Annotated in this window: 16 protein-coding genes; 8 read left to right on the top strand and 8 right to left on the bottom strand. The window is 70.3% G+C overall.

Annotated elements, in window-relative coordinates:
- Positions 1 to 31 precede the first annotated feature (31 nt).
- Together OHU89_RS53715 and OHU89_RS53710 are read left to right on the top strand one after the other, a co-directional pair.
- Positions 32 to 460: an organic hydroperoxide resistance protein gene (locus tag OHU89_RS53715; protein WP_331737600.1), complete on the top strand. Its 429-nt coding sequence runs from the start codon at positions 32 to 34 to the stop codon at positions 458 to 460.
- A gap of 96 nt (positions 461 to 556) precedes the next feature.
- Positions 557 to 745 carry a hypothetical protein gene (locus OHU89_RS53710; RefSeq protein ID WP_331737599.1) on the top strand — a complete coding sequence of 63 codons (189 nt, stop codon included), beginning with the start codon at positions 557 to 559 and terminating at the stop codon, positions 743 to 745.
- Positions 746 to 820: 75 nt separating this feature from the next.
- Here the strand turns inward: OHU89_RS53710 and OHU89_RS53705 are convergent, their stop codons facing one another.
- On the bottom strand, positions 821 to 1,723 hold the full coding sequence (locus OHU89_RS53705; RefSeq protein ID WP_405655334.1) for an SGNH/GDSL hydrolase family protein: 903 nt from the start codon (positions 1,721 to 1,723) through the stop codon (positions 821 to 823).
- A 218-nt stretch (positions 1,724 to 1,941) separates the two neighbouring features.
- On the opposite strand from OHU89_RS53705, the gene OHU89_RS53700 reads away from it, so the two are divergent.
- The 3 genes from OHU89_RS53700 (at position 1,942) to OHU89_RS53690 (ending at position 4,503) form a co-directional block, all read left to right on the top strand.
- Entirely contained in the window at positions 1,942 to 2,388 is a 447-nt protein-coding gene (locus OHU89_RS53700; RefSeq protein ID WP_331737597.1) for a VOC family protein, read from the top strand.
- Positions 2,389 to 2,461: 73 nt separating this feature from the next.
- Positions 2,462 to 3,907 carry an NAD(P)/FAD-dependent oxidoreductase gene (locus OHU89_RS53695; protein ID WP_331737596.1) on the top strand — a complete coding sequence of 482 codons (1,446 nt, stop codon included), beginning with the start codon at positions 2,462 to 2,464 and terminating at the stop codon, positions 3,905 to 3,907.
- Positions 3,904 to 4,503 carry a GPP34 family phosphoprotein gene (locus OHU89_RS53690; protein ID WP_331737595.1) on the top strand — a complete coding sequence of 200 codons (600 nt, stop codon included), beginning with the start codon at positions 3,904 to 3,906 and terminating at the stop codon, positions 4,501 to 4,503. Before OHU89_RS53695 ends, OHU89_RS53690 begins: the two co-directional genes overlap by 4 nt.
- Positions 4,504 to 4,732: 229 nt before the next feature.
- On the opposite strand, the gene OHU89_RS53685 is transcribed toward OHU89_RS53690, so the two are convergent.
- From OHU89_RS53685 to OHU89_RS53670, 4 genes are all read right to left on the bottom strand, one after another.
- Entirely contained in the window at positions 4,733 to 5,281 is a 549-nt protein-coding gene (locus OHU89_RS53685) for a hypothetical protein (protein ID WP_331737803.1), read from the bottom strand.
- 303 nt (positions 5,282 to 5,584) lie between these two features.
- A complete protein-coding gene (locus OHU89_RS53680; protein ID WP_331737594.1) occupies positions 5,585 to 6,349 on the bottom strand; it encodes an MBL fold metallo-hydrolase in 765 nt (254 codons plus the stop codon).
- 68 nt (positions 6,350 to 6,417) lie between these two features.
- Entirely contained in the window at positions 6,418 to 6,918 is a 501-nt protein-coding gene (locus tag OHU89_RS53675; protein WP_331737592.1) for a cupin domain-containing protein, read from the bottom strand.
- Positions 6,919 to 7,040: 122 nt separating this feature from the next.
- A complete protein-coding gene (locus tag OHU89_RS53670) occupies positions 7,041 to 7,589 on the bottom strand; it encodes a YbaB/EbfC family nucleoid-associated protein (protein WP_331737591.1) in 549 nt (182 codons plus the stop codon).
- 205 nt (positions 7,590 to 7,794) lie between these two features.
- Here OHU89_RS53670 and OHU89_RS53665 point away from each other — a divergent pair, with 205 nt between their 5' ends.
- The gene (locus OHU89_RS53665; protein ID WP_331737589.1) at positions 7,795 to 8,193 is read left to right on the top strand and encodes a 6-carboxytetrahydropterin synthase; all 399 of its coding nucleotides are present in this window, start codon (positions 7,795 to 7,797) and stop codon (positions 8,191 to 8,193) included.
- 13 nt (positions 8,194 to 8,206) lie between these two features.
- Here OHU89_RS53665 and OHU89_RS53660 read toward each other — a convergent pair whose 3' ends face one another.
- Positions 8,207 to 12,301: a discoidin domain-containing protein gene (locus tag OHU89_RS53660; protein WP_331737588.1), complete on the bottom strand. Its 4,095-nt coding sequence runs from the start codon at positions 12,299 to 12,301 to the stop codon at positions 8,207 to 8,209.
- 106 nt (positions 12,302 to 12,407) lie between these two features.
- Between OHU89_RS53660 and OHU89_RS53655 the strand changes: the two genes are divergently transcribed.
- Positions 12,408 to 12,911, top strand: a complete 504-nt coding sequence (locus tag OHU89_RS53655; protein WP_331737587.1) for an MEKHLA domain-containing protein — start codon at positions 12,408 to 12,410, stop codon at positions 12,909 to 12,911.
- A gap of 88 nt (positions 12,912 to 12,999) precedes the next feature.
- Here OHU89_RS53655 and OHU89_RS53650 read toward each other — a convergent pair whose 3' ends face one another.
- Positions 13,000 to 13,446 (bottom strand): cupin domain-containing protein, encoded by a 447-nt coding sequence (locus tag OHU89_RS53650; RefSeq protein WP_331737586.1) that lies wholly within the window; start codon positions 13,444 to 13,446, stop codon positions 13,000 to 13,002.
- Positions 13,447 to 13,805: 359 nt separating this feature from the next.
- Between OHU89_RS53650 and OHU89_RS53645 the strand changes: the two genes are divergently transcribed.
- Positions 13,806 to 14,303: a sigma-70 family RNA polymerase sigma factor gene (locus OHU89_RS53645; RefSeq protein WP_331737584.1), complete on the top strand. Its 498-nt coding sequence runs from the start codon at positions 13,806 to 13,808 to the stop codon at positions 14,301 to 14,303.
- 82 nt (positions 14,304 to 14,385) lie between these two features.
- Here OHU89_RS53645 and OHU89_RS53640 read toward each other — a convergent pair whose 3' ends face one another.
- Complete coding sequence (locus OHU89_RS53640; RefSeq protein ID WP_405655263.1) at positions 14,386 to 16,464, bottom strand: BTAD domain-containing putative transcriptional regulator; 2,079 nt, start codon at positions 16,462 to 16,464, stop codon at positions 14,386 to 14,388.
- Between the last annotated feature and the right edge of the window lie 159 nt (positions 16,465 to 16,623).

Below are 16,623 nucleotides of genomic sequence, written 5' to 3'. Positions count from 1 at the left end.
GACCTTTCGACCCAGATGGGGAGCACCAGTCATGGCAGTCAGCTACACCGCCGTTGTCGACGTTGACGGAGAGGGCCGCAACGGCGGTCACGTCCGCTCCTCCGACGGTCTGCTGGAGACCGGCCTCGCCCTCCCCAAGGAGCTCGGCGGCGCCGGCACCGCGACCAACCCCGAGCAGCTCCTGGCCGCAGGCTGGGCCGCCTGTTTCCTCGGCGCCCTGCGCCGCGCCGCCACCGTCCGCAAGATACGGCTGACCAGTACCACCATCACCGCCGAGATCACCCTCACGCATGGCGACGACGGCGAGTTCTCCCTCTCCGCGGTCCTCAACCCCGTGCTCGGCGGTGTCGACCAGGCCACCGCCGAGGAGCTCGCGCAGGCCGCCCACCAGATCTGCCCGTACTCCAAGGCCACGCGCGACAACATCCCGGTCACCATCAACGCCAGCGCCGCCGCCTGATCCCCCCCCCCAAGACCGCGGGTCCCGTGTACCCCCTGCACGGGACCCGCCACCCCCACACGTCCGATCGAAGAGCGAGGGCAGGACATGGTCTCCATGACGCACACATATGTACGGGTCACCCCGCAGCCTCGCTCGGATCGCGACTGCGTCTCCGGCGAGCGGCCGTCCCGAGACACGGCAATCCCCGAGGACCGTGACTGGCCGACGGACACGCAGGTGTGGAACTGGGCGGAGAGCGCGGCCCTGTCGGGATACGGCCCGTCGGCCTCGAGCTTCCTCTGACGGCCTTGATGACCCGAGATGACCGGCCCGGCACCTGATCGTGCCGCGCCGGTCACCTCGCTACGAAGGGGAACGTCAGTGGCGCCTGAGGACACCCGCGACAGCGGCGGCCATCACGCTCTCACCCATGGCGTTGGGGTGCATCGGCGCGGCCGGTGTCTCAGGAGCGAAGGTCTCGATCCACCGCTCGCCGATCGGCTTGCACAGGTCATGGCCGACGGTCGGCGTGTACGTGTTCACGTACTCCGCCCCGCCGCGCCGGGCCTGCCGGGCCAGCATCGTGTTGAGCTCCTTCTCCTTGTCGCGGAGCCAGGCGAAGTCGCCCGCGGCGAGCGGCACCTTGCTGCTGGTGCAGCCCACTCCGTCCTCGGGGAAGAGGTCGGGATAGCCGACCACCACGACACGGGCGTGCGGCGCGCGGCGATGGATGCCGCGCAGCACCTGCGCGACCTTCGGTGCGGTCCGGGTGACCGCGTCCGTGACCTGGTCCGCGCCGGTGCCCGCGTAGTGGGACCGGCACGGGGCGCCCGTGGGGTCGCCAGACGTGAGATGGGCGCAGGTGCCCAGCACGGTCGAGAAGCCGATGTCGTTGCCGCCGATGGTGACGGTGACCAGGTCGGTGCCCCGGTCGAGGGCGTCGAACTGCGCCGGCACACCGTCGGCCTGCGGGGCCGTCATCGCGGCGGTGGTGGCACCCGAGCAGCTGACGTCCGTCAGCGTCGCGGACCGGGACCGCGCCACCAGCGAGGGGTAGTTCTGGTCGGAACGCTGGCAGGTCGCGTCGACCTGGGTGGGCACGAGCGGCGCGGAGGCGTACGAGTCTCCGAGGGCGACGTAATCCACCTTGTGCCGGCTCTCCGTGGCCGTGCTCGCCGCAGCCGTACCGGCCGGGGCGAGGGCACCTCCGGCGCAGAGCAGTGCGGCACCCACCGTCAGTAAGCGTCCGGCGCGGGAGGCGGGAAAGGTTCTTCTCAAGATCTGTCCTTCCGTGATCGGTCGAAGGCCTCCGCCCCGGCGCACGTTCGCGGCCGAGGGCGGAACACCCACCCTTCACACGTATTCCAAAGCCGTCAGGTGCTGTGGCTCCGGTAACGAATTGAGTCAGGTGACTGAGGCGACACATGTCGATCGCGGCCGACACTGAGAACGCAGTGCCGGCCAGCGTATGCCGAACCATCGAAAGCGAGATCACAGCCATGGACATGAAGCTCGAAGTCGTCATTCTGCCCGTCTCCGACGTGGACCGGGCCAAGGGCTTCTACGTGGAACAGCTCGGCTGGCGCCTCGACGCCGACTTCCCGATCAACGACGGCTACCGGATCGTGCAGGTGACCCCGCCCGGGTCCGAGTGCTCGATCATCTTCGGTCAGGGCCTCACCCAGCAGGAGCCGGGCACGCTCCACGGCCTCCAGCTGACCGTCACCGACATCCTCAAGGCCCAGGAGGAGCTGATTTCCTGCGGTGTGGAGGTCTCCGGCCCGTTCCGCGACGAGACCGGCGCCTTCCACCACGCCGGTGGCTCCCACCGGGTCCCCGGCCTGCACCCCGAGCGGGCCAGCTACGGCACCTTCGCCGCCTTCAAGGACCTCGACGGCAACGAGTGGTTCCTCCAGGAGGTCACCGAGCGCGCTCCCGGCCGCTGAGACCGCCCCGCCAAGGACCACGACACCCGTCCGACCGACACCCATCCGACCGGCTCCAGCCACCGGAGGACACATGACGACCGAGAACACCCGCACATACGACGTCATAGTGATCGGCGCAGGCCCGGTCGGCGAGAACGTCGCGGACCGCACCATCGCCGCGGGCCTGAGCACCGTCATCGTGGAGAGCGAACTGGCAGGCGGAGAGTGCTCGTACTGGGCCTGCGAACCCAGCAAGGCCCTGCTGCGCCCCGCCCTGCTCCGCGCCGACGCCATGCACGTCCCGGGTCTCGACCCCGCGCTCAAGAATCCGCTGGACGTCGAGGCCGTCCTGGCACACCGCAACCGTATGTCCGCCGACTGGAACGACGATGGCCAGGTCGAGTGGATCAAGTCGGCTGGCATCGACCTGCTGCGCGGCCACGGACGGCTGGCGGGCGAGCGGGAGGTGTCCGTGGAGACCCCCGAGGGTGAGACTGTCCGCCTGCGGGCCCGGCACGCCGTCGCCGTGTGCACAGGCAGCCGCGCGGCCCTGCCCCCGCTGCCCGGGATCGAGAGCCTGCGGCCCTGGACCAGCCGGGAGGCGACCAGCGCCCGGCAGCCACCGCAGCGCCTAGTGATCGTCGGCGCCGGTGTGGTGGGCGTCGAGATGGCCACTGCCTGGCAGGCCCTGGGCAGCCGGGTGACCCTGCTCGCCCGGGAGGACGGGCTGCTGCCCCGGCTGGAGCCCTTCGCGGGCGAGCTGGTCACCGAGCGGCTGCGGGAGGCCGGTGCGGACGTACGCTTCAACGTCTCCGTCGTCGGCGCGGAGCGGGCGGGCGACGGCGAGGGCGAGGTACGTGTGAGCCTGTCGGACGGTGGTGAGATCACCGCCGACGAGATCCTCTTCGCCACCGGCCGCGCCCCACGTTCGCAGGACGTCGGCCTCGACACCGTCGGACTGAAGCCGGGTGACTGGCTCGCCACCGACGACAGCCTGACCGTCACCGCTGTCCCCGGAAACTGGCTGTACGCCGTCGGCGACGTCAATCGCCGGGCTCTCTTCACCCACCAGGGCAAGTACCAGGCCCGCGTCGCCGGGTCCGTGATCGCCGCCCGCGCCCGGGGGGAGCGGCTGGTCACCGGCCGGTGGGCCCCGCACAGCAGTACGGCCGACGTTGAGGCCGTCCCCGGCGTCGTGTTCACCGACCCCGAGGTGGCCTCCGTGGGTCTGACCGTCCGTGAGGCCGAGCGCACCGGCCGGGACGTCGAGGTCGTCGACTACGAGATCGGTCACCTTGCGGGGGCCGTCCAGTACCGCCCCGACTACCGGGGCAGGGCCCGGGTCCTCATCGACCGGGACCGACAGGTCGTCGTCGGCGCCACCTTCGTCGGGCCGGGCGTCGCCGAGTTGCTGTACTCGGCCACCGTCGCCATCACTGGGGAGGTGCCGGTCGAGCGTCTCTGGCACGCCGTACCCGCGTTCCCCACCATCAGCGAGGTGTGGCTGCGCCTGCTGGAGACGAGGAGGGATTCATGACCACCGCACGCGACCTCACGATTGTCGCCCTGGGCATGCCGTCCGATCAGCCCGTGGGACAGGGAGACCTGTCCCTCGCGCTCGCGGGGGCCGAGGCCATCGATCTCCTGGAGAGCGGAGCGCTGAGCCTGGATGGCGACCGCATGGTGCCCGGTCCTCGGGTGGCGAGGGATGACCGTCTGCTGGACCAGGCGCACGCCTCGCTCACCCGGCGGAAGCCGTACGAGAAGGTCGACGCGTGGCTGTGGCGCCGTGGCAGCGACCTCGCCGCAGCCTATGCCGACGACCTGGAGCGGGCTGGGCTCCTCACTCACCCGCGGGGCCGCTTCGGGCTGCGTTCCGCGCGGACCGTCCTGGCCGACTCGCAGGCCCGCCGCAGTGCGGAGGAACGCAGGGCGTCCGGCGAGCCCGTCCTCGCCGCTCTGCTGGCGGCCGCGGGGATCGGGGAGGAGCCGGGCGAGGCCCGCGAGAGCCTCACCGGGGGCGCGGTCACCACGGTGCTGGCCGCCGTCGGCGACGCGGTGACACAGCTGGAGGCCGTACGACTTCGGCGGGACGTCGAGAACGCCGCGTTCGACAACATGTGGCGGGCGTAGGCCCCTCAGCGGGTTCTGACGCGGCGACGATGCGGGTGAACCTTTTCCCCCGGGACATCCGTGGAGGTAGGGGGAACAGAGAAAGCCCACGGAGGAACCCTTGGCACACACCCTGAGGTGCCTCACCCGTCCCGCGTGGCGGGCTGTGTCGCGCGGGGTGCACAGCGGTGCCCGTCTGGGGACCACCGCGCCCGCGGGACGAGCGGAGGTGTCAGCCGGAGCTGTCCGACTAGCCCTGGTCCACCAGGGTGTACATGACGGAACGCTGCTGCTTGTGGCGCCGGATACGTCCCTTGGCGACCAAGGACTCGAGGGTGTTCCGCACCACCTGCGGTGTGGGGTCGCGGTCCGGGTGCTTCTCGAGCAGCTCGTCCCGCAGCTCCTTCGCCAGACGCGGCTCCTCATACTGGCCGAGCAGGTCCGCCAGCAGGTCGCCGAGCAGAGGCTGATGCGACTTCCCCTTCGCGTCGGCCTTCGCCGTCTTGGCGGCCGGAGCGGACTTGGCCGACGCGGATCGTCGTGCGGGGGTTCCGACCGGAGCCCGCTTCGCCTTTGCGGCGACGGGCTCGTCCTGCAGCTGCTCGGGCAGACGGGACGCGTCCGCGAAACCCTCGTACCGCTCGGCGAGGTTGAGGATGTCCGCCAGGAGGGCTTCCTCCTGCTTCAACATCGTGATCCTCTCCGCCAGCTCCTGCTGTTTGCGGCGGTTCTCCTCCAGATCCGACGCGGCTTGTGCTACGTACCGCGATCGGAGCGTGGCGGCTGATTGGCTGGTCACACCGTTCACTCCCTCGATATGGATGACGTTGCGCATGGTACCCACGTCGGGGGTCCCGTGCGGATAAGTGTCAGCGCCAGATGGTTCGTCTGGCATGCCCACTCTTCACGATAGGCGCTGATGTGCCTGGGCATGTACCAAGTGTGGACTTTCTTCGACCTCCCGAGGGTTCGACGACGTCACTCGCACGAGGTTCCCTCCGCGCATACTGCCCGGTAAGTGTGTCGTCGAACCGTTGCCCGGCAACCCCTGGCGGGGCTCTGTGTGTGTGGGACCGTGCTGCGCCGTCCGGGGCCGGCTCCGTCACCTGGCGGCCTGCTCGCGGGCCGTCACAGCGGCCTCCTTGGCCGACCCGTGGTGCACGGGTCCGTGACCCGGCAGGACGAGACCCGCGTCCAGGCCCTCGAGCACGGTCAGGGATTCAAGAGCCCGGGCACGGTCCGTGTGGAACATGTCGGGCAGCAGCTGCGGTCCGCTGACCCGCGACGTGGGGTGCGCGGTCACCAGGGCGTCGCCGGTGATCAGGATGCCGCTGTCGGGCAGGTGGTAGACGCAGTGGCCCTTGGTGTGCCCCGGAGTGTGCACGGGCACCGGCGCACCGGGCAGGTCCAGTGCTCCCGCCGCGGGGAACGCCTGCGGCTCGCAGACCGGAACATGCGTGGTTCCGCCGGCTCGGAGGGCGTGTACGGCCCACGGGAGCACACCGGGCCGCCATGCCTGCGCGAGCACCTGGCCGACGGACACCTGGTCGAGGAAGTCGCGGCGGGCGTGCGGCACCTCCTCCTGGTGCATCAGGACGGGCACGTCGTACATGGCGCGCAGGTGCTCGGCCGCGCCGATGTGGTCGTTGTGCGCGTGTGTGACCAGGACGGCGGCCACGGAGCGTGCGTTCAGCCCGACCGCCTCCAGCGAGGCCAGCACGGCGTCGCGGTCGCCCGGGTAGCCGGTGTCGACGAGGGTGCAGCTGTCGCCGTCCTTGACGATGACCCAGTTGGTGTTGCTGCCGGACACCGCATAGACGTTGCTCTCGACGCGGACGATGTCGTCCTCACGCAGAAGGCTCGGCATGGTCGTTGTGATCCTCTCGTCGCCGGACCCCGGAAGGGGTCCGGCCGATGGATGAGGGGGCGCTCTGCCTACTTGGCGTCGCGCTGGAGATCGGCCGGAGTGGCTCCGGGCGGGCCGAGGATGACGTCGCCGAACTCCTCGGTGACAGCCTGGAACAGCCCCATGTCCCACTCGGTCTCGGTGGTGGCCAGGTGCGCGGGCGTCCCGGTGCGGCTGATGAGCTCCGCGAACCTGGCGGGAGAGGTGATGGCGAGGGTGCGCGCACCCTCGTTACCGGCCTTGATGGTGTGGGGCGTGTTCATCTTGATGGCGTAGAAGTCCCCGGACCGCAGGGTGAAGGCATCCTCACCGGACCACACCGTCAGCGAACCGGAGACGACCCAGATGCGCTCCTCGTAGCCGGTGTGCAGATGCAGCGGCGTCCCGGCGCCCGGGGGCAGGACGACATCGGACACGTCGTGCCGGCCCTCGGTGTCCTCCCCGGAGGCGAGGACCGACAGACGTAGATGCTGGCCGAGAACGAACTGACGGTCCTGGGAAACCGGCGGAGGAGAGGGGAAATCTGTCATACGTGTTACTCCTGCTCGGAGGGCGAAGGAGGTTTCTCCGGCCACAGAGTAACGTGTGAGTGGTCAAACCTGTGTGTCCGCCCTCGGTCCTGAACACATGCAATGGCCCGGACAAAATGCCGTCAGGCGGGCCCGGCGGCCCCGCCCGCACCTCTCGTCGGCTGTTCCGGCACCCCTGCACACCCGCACGTCGAGGGCCGGGAGGACTCGCTCATGTCCTCGCACACGGAGTCCCGCAGCGCCATGACGGCCTCGCGCAGTTCCGGCGGCAGGGGAGTGCTCAGCGAGGGCCTGCGGCCCCACAGCGGCCCCTGCGGCCGCGACCTCGTCGGCTCGCCCCTGGGCGCGGTTTGCGAGGGCAGCGCAGGCAGGAGGTTCGCGGCCGTCATCACGGCGCTCGCCCTGGCCGCGACCTCGGCCCGGGCCGTCGTCAGCGCCTCCAGGACGCTGGCGCCCAGCTGTGGGGCGGCCATTGCGCGGAACCGTTTGTCGACGAAGTGGATCCACGCCGCGTGGCCGTTGGCGCCCACGGTGACCTCCACGACGCCGTCCCTGGAACGCGCCGTCACCGACAGCGCCCTCATCTGTTCCCGGGCCCTGGACAGAGTTCCGTACCGCTCGGCGAAGTCGGCAAGGGCCTTCTCCAGACGGCTTCCCGGTGACGTTTCCATCGTCCTCCTCTGCCGGTGAAGCCACCCGCAGGCGGCACGCACATCCTCGCCGCATGTTCCCGAAAGGGGAAGAGGACGAGTGTGCCGGAGGGCGGCCCGGCCCAGGGCCCTCCGACACATGTTGGACACGAGAAGGCCGCGTATTTGGTTCACATGTGCGCTGGTTATGCTCCGTGCCGAGCGCACACTCCCACTTGGAGGACTCTTGTTCAGCATCACCGTACGTGACCACATGATGGTCGCCCACAGTTTCCGCGGCGAGGTCTTCGGCCCGGCCCAGCGGCTGCACGGGGCGACGTTCGTCGTGGACGCGACGTTCCGGCGCCCGGAGCTGGACGACGACAACATCGTCGTCGACATCGGTCTGGCCACCGCGGAACTCGGCAAGGTGATCGGCGAGTTCAACTACCGCAACCTCGACGACGAGGAGCGGTTCCACCAGGTGAACACCTCGACGGAGTACCTGGCCAAGGTGATCGCCGACCGCCTGGTCGAGGCGATCCACGCGGGCGCGCTGGGGGAGGGCGCCCGGGGGATCCGCGAGGTGGGCGTGACATTGCACGAGTCGCACATCGCGTGGGCCAGTTACGAGCGCGACGTGTGACCCGCACCCGCACTCAGCAACGCACGGTGACCGGGGGAGTGTTGTACCCCTCGGCCCGCAGCTTCGGCCGGCCCGAGGGCAGGGCGGACGCGGGCCACGTCAGTGTGACCGTGCGGGTCTCACCGGGCAGCAGCCACAGGTAGTTGTCGTCGTAGAGCGTCGGCAGGACACGGGCGCCGTCCTCGCCCAGCAGGGAGAGCCGGACCATCGCGGCGACCATGGACCCCCGGTTGCGGACCGTAGCGGTCGCCGTGCGCCGCTCCCCGTCGCGCGACACCTGCGTGAGAGCGGCCGACAGCCTGGCCTGCTGGACCTGGTTGAGGGCCCGCAGCGCCTCAGGGGTGCGGCAGCGCCAGTAGGTGTTGCGCGACAGGACCTGACCCCTGTCGTCCATGAGGGTCAGCCGCAGCAGGTGCAGGTTCGGCAGGTCGTCCTCGGGAGCCGCGGTGAACGCCGCCGCCGAGGACGCGGGATCCACGTCCACGCGCGCCTTCCGGGTGCCGGAGATCCGACGGCCTGACAGGTCGTACGTCTCCGCCGTGACCGTCGCGCCCTTGAGCGCCGCACGGGTGTGGTTGACCGCGATGACCTGCCACTTCACCGGGTCGGCCTGGACGTGCAGGGGTTCGCAGGCGCTCCGGCAGCCGAAGTAGGCGCCGTTGACGTCGAAGTCGTAGTCGTAGGTCTGCCAGACGGTGCTGTGCCAGGCCGGGTGGGACATCCACAGCATCAACCCGCTGGCGTTGTCCCACAGGTTGGCGTTCCAGGCCTCGAACATGGCGCGGAAGTTCTCGTAGTTGACGAACTGTGCCTTGCGTGTGAGGTCGTCCAGGTCGCGGGCCGTGCCGAGGCGGGTCTCGATGGCCGTCTTGTAGTTCTGCGGCGCCTGGTTGCCGCGCTCGCTCCAGTCGTGGTGGTACCAGGCACCGCCGATCGGCCATTCCGGCCCGTCGTCGCCGACCATGGCGCGGGTGCTGGCGGCGGTGGAGATGACGGGCATGCCGATCTCGGTGTGGAAGCCGAAGTCCTTGCTGCCGTACGTCGACGGATCGAAGTAGCGCTCCGGCTCGACCCAGCCGTAGGGGCCGCCGCCGGTGACGATGCCGCCGGCCGAGTTGTTCTGGTAGAGCACTCCCGGCACCTGGCTCTCGACCGCCTTGCGCATGCCCTCGTCGACTGCGGCCGGCGGATTGCCCTCGTTGGCGCCGCACCACACGGCCACGCTCGGGTGGATGCGGTAGCGCAGCACGGTGTCCCGGGCCACGGACAAGAACGCCTCGTGGTCCGGCGGGTTCATGCTCCAGGCGTTGGGGAAGTCGTTCCACACCAGGATGCCGTGCTCGTCGCAACTGGCGTAGAACTCCTCACGGTTGCTGCTGCCGACCCAGTTGCGGATCATCGTGAAGTTCATGGCCCGGTGCATACGCACCGCCGCGTCCATTCGCTCGGCGGGCATCCGGCGCAGCAGTTCGTCCCAGCCCCAGTTGCCGCCGCGCACCAGCACCCGTACGCCGTTGACGCTGATCTTCAGCGGATCGGGGGTGTTGGAGACGGTCGTGACATCGGTCCAGGTGTCGCCGTCGTCGGACACCTGGATGGTGTACGTCTTCGGGTACGCCTGCTCCCACAGGACCGCGACCCGGTCGAAGCGCCGGGCGGAGCCGAGGTCGACCTGGATCCACTGGTGATCCTCGTAGGAGGAGGACCAGCGGGTGCCGGGGTCGCCGTCAGTGGCGTGGGCCGCCGGGTGGTCGTCCTCCTCGCTGGAGGCGGTCGCCTGCCGGTGCAGCGCGAGGTCGGTGCCCGGCTCGGCGCTGTCGACAACCGCCAGCGACCACAGGGAGTTGCCCCAGCTGGTGTTGCGGATGCCGCAGGACAGGCGGACGTGACGGGCCGTGCGGGCCTCGAAGTCGGTCACCCGGAGGCTGGCGTCCCCGCTGTTGAAGGCCAGGGGGACGGCCGTGTTGTCCACGGACGCGGCGTCCGTCCACTGCTCGCCGTCCGCGGAGACCTGCACGACGAAGGTCCGTGCGTAGGCCTGCTCCCAGACCAGGTCGACCCGGTCGAAGGACTGCACCGAGCCGAGGTCGACGCGGATCCATTGGTCGTCGGCAAAGTCGGAGGACCAGCGGGTGTGCGAGTCGCCGTCGGTGACATGGGCGGCGCTGTGGCCGTCCTCGTCGACGCTGGAGGCCTCGGCCGGGGCGTGCAGGGCGAGGTCGGTGCCGGGGCGGGCGCTGTCGAACACCGACAGCGCCCACAGGGAGCTGCCCCAGTCGGTGGCGCGGGTGAGACAGCGGACGCGGACGTGGCGGGCGTGCCGGTCACCGACCTGGACGGTCTGGGTGCAGGCGTCGGAGGACGGGGTGAACTTCAGCGGGGTGTCGTACTCGTAGCCGAACTGCCGTATGCCGAAACGGGTGGTGCGCCGGTCGCTCTCGCCGCCGCCGGTCCGGGCGACCAGGGTGAGGTCGTGCAGGGTGGGCTCGCCCAGGCCGTTGGGCCACCACAGGTCGGGGTCCTGCACCCGCAGGGCGCTGAACGCGTCGGGGGTGAAGATGACATCGATGTCCTCGCCGGCCGGGACGGTGACTGTGCGCGAGACGCGGACGTCTCCGAAGGAGGCGGAGACGGTGGCCTCGTGGTCGGTGGAGTCGGCGTTGCGCACCGGGACGGTCAGGGTGAGCTCGGCGACCGACAGGTCCGGCAGCGCGGGCAGCACGGTGTCGACCCGCGGGTCGCCGATCACGACGTGGCCGGTCGATCGCAGCCGTACGTGGTTCCAGATACCGGCCGAGCGGTCGCGGACGGCCGGCATCCAGTCCCATCCCGAAGAGGCAAGGTACGTCGGCGAGTTGAGGTTCATCGTGTTGGCTCCGGCGTCCACCCAGGCCTCGCCCGCCGGACCCTTGTCGCCGGGGCTGCCGGGCACCGGCATGGGGGAGATCCGTACGGCGAGCGCGTTGCCGCCCGAGGCGGCCAGGAAATCGGTGATGTCGTGGGCGGAGCGGGCGAAAGGGAACGTCACCTCGCCCACTCCGTGTCCGTTGAGCCAGATCTCGGCCTGGTGGTTGACACCGTCGAACTCCAGCCAGATGTGCCGCCCCTGGCCGGTGCGCAGGCTGCGGGGCAGGTCGAAGTCCCGCCGGTACCACCAGGAGTGCCGGGACAGCGCCTCGGGGACGCGCAGGTTGTTCAGTCCCGCGACCGGGTCGGGCAGCTTTTCCTGGTCGACGAGGGAGCCAAGGACGGTGCCGGGCACGGTCGCGGGCAGCCAACGGCTGGTGTCCACGCCGGTGTGCGACAGGGCCGCGCCGTCGCCGTCCGTCCAGTCGTCCAGGGTGAGTGTCCAGCCCGACTCCAGCGGCACCGTGCCGTCGGCGGCCACGGTGAGCCGGGGTGCGTCGCCGTGGTGGAGGCCCCAGTCGGTCCAGCCGGTGGCCTTCGGGCGGTGGCCCGGGGCGGTGCCGTACACCTCGAAGCCGTTGAGGCCGAGGGGGTGGGGGCTGGAGCGCCGGTGGGCCGTCATCCGTATCCAGCGGGCCGTGACGGGCTTCTGCAGCGGGATGTCCACCACGCCGCCGGTGCCGGCCGTGGTGCGGTACGCACTGGTCCAGGAGGCGCGGTCGCGGGACGTCTCGACGACGAACTCCCTGGCGTAGCTGGAGAGAATCTCCTTGCCCGTGGTGCCCTGGCGTGGGTTTCCGCTGGTCGGCGGGGTGAACACCGGGTCGCTCGCGTCGGCCTCGAAGGTCAGCCGGACGCGGTCGACGCGGCAGTCCGTCTCCAGGTCGACCTCGATCCACTGCGGGTCGCCCGCCTCGGCACGCCATCCGGTGCCGCGCACACCCTGCGCCGGGAGCGCGTCCACCGCGAACTCGGCGGGGGCGGGCGCGTAGGCCTGCGAGGAGACCCGGACGGGGCGATGGGCGGCGATCTCACCGCGCGCGGCGGAAGCGCCGGTGCCGGTCACACTCGCGGTGCGCGGGGCGGCGTCTGCCGCCGGCGCGAGGACCGTGCCCAGGCCGAACCCGGCCAGTAGTGTCGAGCCGGTCGCGACGACGGTGCGCCGGGTGGGGTGTGACGATGGATACGACTGATCGGCCATGGGTGAGTCGTCCGCTCCCGTGATCTGACAACGTTGCCATAGGCTGTTGCCGTAAACACTCCCCTGTCAAGGGTCGTGACGATGACAAAGAAACGTGTGAACGGTGATGACATCTCCTGACGACTGCGCCACGCCGATGACCCCGCACCCGCGACCCACAGACCCCGCCTTCGCCGAACTGCTGCTCTCCAGCCATCTGCGGCTGGTGGGCGAGCCACTGTGTCCGGCGGTGCGGGACATCGGGCGGGATGCCGGGCGGTGGCTGTACGAGCAGGCTCCGTTCGGGCTGCTGGCGCATGACACGTCCGCCGATCCGCGCTTCGTCTACGCCAACAGCACGGCACAGGACTGCTTCGGCTACTCCTGGGACGAGTTCGTCGGCCTGCCGTCCCGGCTGTCGGCGTGCCCGGACGGACAGGAGGACCGGGAGGCGTTCGTGCGCGCCGTGACAGCCCACCACTTCGCCACCGGCTACCGGGGGATACGCGTCGGCAAGAGCGGGCGGCCCTTCTGGATCGAGGACGTGACCATGTGGGATCTGATGGACACGAGCGGGCGGATCCACGGCCAGGCCGCGGTGTTGCGCTCCTGGTCGCCGGTGGACAGGTGAAGGGGCCTCTGGGTCCTGTCGTACGACGAGCCCGCCATGGTGTGTCGCCGTGGCGGGCTCGTCATGTGGTGCGCAGGGGCTGGGGGACCTACTGGAAGTCGCAGCCCGGGTTGGGGGCGTCCTCCGACAGCGGGGCGCCGTGCGGCAGGACGTACAGGACGTCGAGGACGACATCGGTCGTACCGAGGTTGCGGCCGATGTGCACATGGTCCGCGCCGGACGGCTCGGTGAGGCTGCTGCCGGCCTGGTAGACGCCGTCGGACTCGCAGTCAGCGTCGAAGTGGCTGAGTGTGCCCTGTTCGACGAAGCCGTAGAGGGTTCCGTCGTGGTAGTGCCAGCCCGTGCTCTGGCCCGGGGGGATGGTGACCTGGCGGAGGATGTAGTCCTTCCCGCCGAACGTGGTCTGGGAGATGATCTTTCCCGTTACGCCCGGACCGCCAGGGGTGGCGAACGCCGTGCCTGCACCGAGGGACAGACTGACGGCGGCAGCCGCGGTCACACCCAGCCGCAGCAGGTTCTTACGCAATGTGGTCATACCTTTCAGGTGGCTGTCTCGCTTACGACTATCACACGTGTCTTCTTGGGGTGCCGGTTCAGGAGGTGAGCTCAAGGAGGCTCGGCACACGTGACATACATCGCACGGCGCGTATGTGTTTGGGGTTCGTCGAGACGGGGAATCGACGTCCCGGAGCGAAGAGTCCCTGGTGAGAGGGGTTCTCTGGGCGCGTGTGTCTGGCGGTCGCGAGCCGCGGCACTACGGCGGCACAAATGCGGCAGGTTTCTGGCACTTGCCGCTGCCTACAGTGCGCACGCGGGGGTTACATCCGGCCCCCGGTCGCCGCACGACAGAGAACCAGGATGGTTCAGAACACTATGGCTACGCCCCTCACGGCTATGTCCCGGTCCGAGCTGCTCGGCACCATCATGAGGGAACACCGGGACGGCCTTGTCTCGTACGCCGAGAAGATGCTGGGTGACCACGGACTCGCCGAGGACATCGTCCAGGAGACCATCATCCGGGCCTGGCGGAACATCGACAGACTCCTCGGGATGGAGGGGTCGGTCCGCGGCTGGCTGTTCACCGTGACCCGGCACCTGGTCATCGACTGGGTGCGCAAACCCCATGCCCGGAGGGAGGTCGTCGGAGTCACCTACAACGACCCCGTGTCGCGTACCGACAGCACTGAGGCGGTGCACGACGCCCTGGTGGCCAGGCCCTTACTGCGCCGGCTGTCTCCCGATCACCGTGCCGTGCTGGTCCACATATACCTGTGCGACCGCAGCATCCAGGAAACCGCCGGCATCCTCGGCATCCCGGCCGGCACGGTCAAGAGCCGTCACCACAACGCCCTGCGCAAGCTGCGGGGCGTTGTGCGACCCGAGGCCGCCTGAGCGCTTCGCTGGACGAACGGTGATGAACCTGCGGGCCGATGGGGGCTGGTCGCGCCGTTCCCCGCGCCCCTTACGGGGCCGTCTAGAAGCCGGTCGAGCGCAGACACATCTCCAGTGCCGAGGTTAGTTGCCGGCGGAACGTCTCGCCGCGGGGGTCGTGGCCGATGGCGCGGACGAGTTCCGGCAGCAGGTATTGCTCGGCGACGATCCAGCCGGCGGCGTCCGCGTGGTCGCCGAACTTCTGGGGCCTCACCCCTGGTCTCGGCGCTGGCAGGGTCACGCTGCTGCAGTGCGGTGCGAGCAGCGCGGTGGCGGCGTTGGCGCTGTACAGATAGTGCTCGAACATCCTGGCCAGTGCCTCGGACCGCACGGTCGGGGCATCCAGGAGCGAGCCGAGCTCTCTCGCGTAGGCGCGCAGCAGTTCGTGACAGGTGTACCGGCCGTCGGTCAGTTCGACGAGCAGGTGATGGTCCATCAGCTCGGCCACGTCCTGCCGGGTGCCGCGCCGGTCGGTGCCGGCCAGGCTGGCGGCGGCCGGCAGGGTGATGTCACGCGTGGGATGCAGGCCGAGCAGCCGGAACAGCCGCGCGGCGCTGCTGCTCAGCGCTTCGTAGGAGCGGTGGAACGAACTGCGGATGTCGGTGCGGGTGTCGCGGCTGGAGAGAACGTCGAGGCAGTCGTTGGCGTCCTGGAGTCTGGCGGCGAGCGAGGCCAGCGGGAACTGCGGCTGCACCAGGGCTCGGGTACCGGCGACGGCCAGCGCCAGCGGCAGCCCGCCGCACAGCTCCACGATCTCCTCCGCGGCAGCGTGCTCGGCTCTGGTCCGGTCGGTGCCCAGGCGCCGGTCGAGCAGTTCGAGGCCCTCCTCGCGGGTCATGGGATCCAGCGTGATGATCCGGGCGTTGTCCGTGACGGCCAGGCCCTCCAGCTGCCGTCGGCTCGTGACGATGGCGAGGCAGCCCGGCGCGGCGGGGAGCAGGGGACGTACCTGTTCGCTGTCCTCGGCGTCGTCCAGGACGAGGAGCAGCCGACGCCCGTCCAGGGCACTGCGGTAGGCGGCGGCGAGTGCGGCGTCGCTCGCGTGCGAACGGTCGTGCTCCACGCCCAGCGCGCCGAGCACCTCGGCGATGGCCTCGGCTGGGTCGAGCGGAGGGCGGGAGGTGTGGTGGCCCTGGAGGTCGATGTGGATCTGTCCGTCGGGGAAGTGGTCGGCGACCAGGTGGCCCCAGTGCACGGCCAGCGTCGTCTTGCCGACTCCCGCCATGCCGCAGATGGCCGCGGTCATCGTCGCGGGCCGGCTCTCGTCCTTGAGTGGCAGCAGCTCCAGGCACTGGCTCAGTGTCTGCCGACGGCCGGCGAAGGAGGCGCAGTCCGCAGGAAGTTGGGCCGGTCTGCCGACTTCCACGAGACGGCGCGGGCGAGCGTCCGGGGCCCGGGAGACCCTGCGCTGGAGCAGGTGCTGCTGGGCGGCGCGCAGTTCGGGGCCGGGCTCGACGCCCAGCTCCTCGGTCAGCGCCCCGCGGATGGTCTCGAACTGCTGCAAGGCCTCGGCCTGTCGGCCGGTGGCGGCCAGGGCGGCGATCACCCGGGAGTGCAGTGCCTCGTCGAAAGGGTGGCACTCCACGGCGCGCCGCAGCACGGTGAGCATCTCCTCCGTCAGCGCGGGCGCCGCAGTCAGGACGGCGTCGGCGGCTTCCTTCACCGTCGCGACGAACTCGTGGCCGACCGAGGTGAACACCGGATGCCGGGCCACCGAGGTGCCGGCGGCGACGACGGGACCGCGCCACAGCCGGAGTGCTTCGACGAAGTCCTCCGCGGCCTGTGCGGAAGCGCCGCCCCTGACGGCCAGCTGTGCCTGGGCGCGCAGGTCGCGAAAGCGGAGCAGATCCGAGGTCGAGGTGTCGGCCAGCAGGCGGTAGCCGTCGGCGGCGCGGACGAGGTGTTCGGCGTGGGTGCGGCTGCGCAGTTCTGGTTCGAGGGTCCTGCGCAGCGCGCCGATGTGCCGGTGCACCACGTTGACGGCGCTGGCCGGCGGTTCCTCGTCCCACAGGATGTCGACCGCCTCGCTCAGGGTGAGCGGGCCGGGGGCGCGGAGCAGCAGCAGGGCGAGCAGGGCCAGTCTCTTCGGGGGCCCCAGGTCGATCTCGGTGTCCCCGCGCATCGCCCGCACGGTACCGAGGATTGAGTAGCGCACTGTCGCGTCCATCTCGCGGCTGACCTCGCCATTTCTCATGAGGTGCTGTTGGTCGCCTGTCGTCACCGCGCCGCCGGGGGACCCAAGCCGTCTCCGCCCGAGGGGCTTGCGGCCAAGACCGCGAAG

This window comes from Streptomyces sp. NBC_00019, assembly GCF_045041015.1.
In the GTDB taxonomy this organism is placed as follows: domain Bacteria; phylum Actinomycetota; class Actinomycetes; order Streptomycetales; family Streptomycetaceae; genus Streptomyces.
Note: the sequence above shows the minus strand (reverse complement) of the source record. Positions and strands in the feature narration are given on the sequence as shown.

Bases quoted from the DNA above. Each gene is read 5' to 3' on its own strand.
- OHU89_RS53675 (WP_331737592.1), bottom strand. From the start codon at position 6,918: ATGACAGATTTCCCCTCTCCTCCGCCGGTTTCCCAGGACCGTCAGTTC.
- OHU89_RS53710 (WP_331737599.1), top strand. From the start codon at position 557: ATGACGCACACATATGTACGGGTCACCCCGCAGCCTCGCTCGGATCGC.
- OHU89_RS53660 (WP_331737588.1), bottom strand. From the start codon at position 12,301: ATGGCCGATCAGTCGTATCCATCGTCACACCCCACCCGGCGCACCGTC.
- OHU89_RS53670 (WP_331737591.1), bottom strand. From the start codon at position 7,589: ATGGAAACGTCACCGGGAAGCCGTCTGGAGAAGGCCCTTGCCGACTTC.
- OHU89_RS53715 (WP_331737600.1), top strand. From the start codon at position 32: ATGGCAGTCAGCTACACCGCCGTTGTCGACGTTGACGGAGAGGGCCGC.
- OHU89_RS53700 (WP_331737597.1), top strand. From the start codon at position 1,942: ATGGACATGAAGCTCGAAGTCGTCATTCTGCCCGTCTCCGACGTGGAC.
- OHU89_RS53690 (WP_331737595.1), top strand. From the start codon at position 3,904: ATGACCACCGCACGCGACCTCACGATTGTCGCCCTGGGCATGCCGTCC.
- OHU89_RS53650 (WP_331737586.1), bottom strand. From the start codon at position 13,446: ATGACCACATTGCGTAAGAACCTGCTGCGGCTGGGTGTGACCGCGGCT.
- OHU89_RS53680 (WP_331737594.1), bottom strand. From the start codon at position 6,349: ATGCCGAGCCTTCTGCGTGAGGACGACATCGTCCGCGTCGAGAGCAAC.
- OHU89_RS53645 (WP_331737584.1), top strand. From the start codon at position 13,806: ATGTCCCGGTCCGAGCTGCTCGGCACCATCATGAGGGAACACCGGGAC.
- OHU89_RS53695 (WP_331737596.1), top strand. From the start codon at position 2,462: ATGACGACCGAGAACACCCGCACATACGACGTCATAGTGATCGGCGCA.
- OHU89_RS53655 (WP_331737587.1), top strand. From the start codon at position 12,408: ATGACATCTCCTGACGACTGCGCCACGCCGATGACCCCGCACCCGCGA.
- OHU89_RS53640 (WP_405655263.1), bottom strand. From the start codon at position 16,464: ATGCGCGGGGACACCGAGATCGACCTGGGGCCCCCGAAGAGACTGGCC.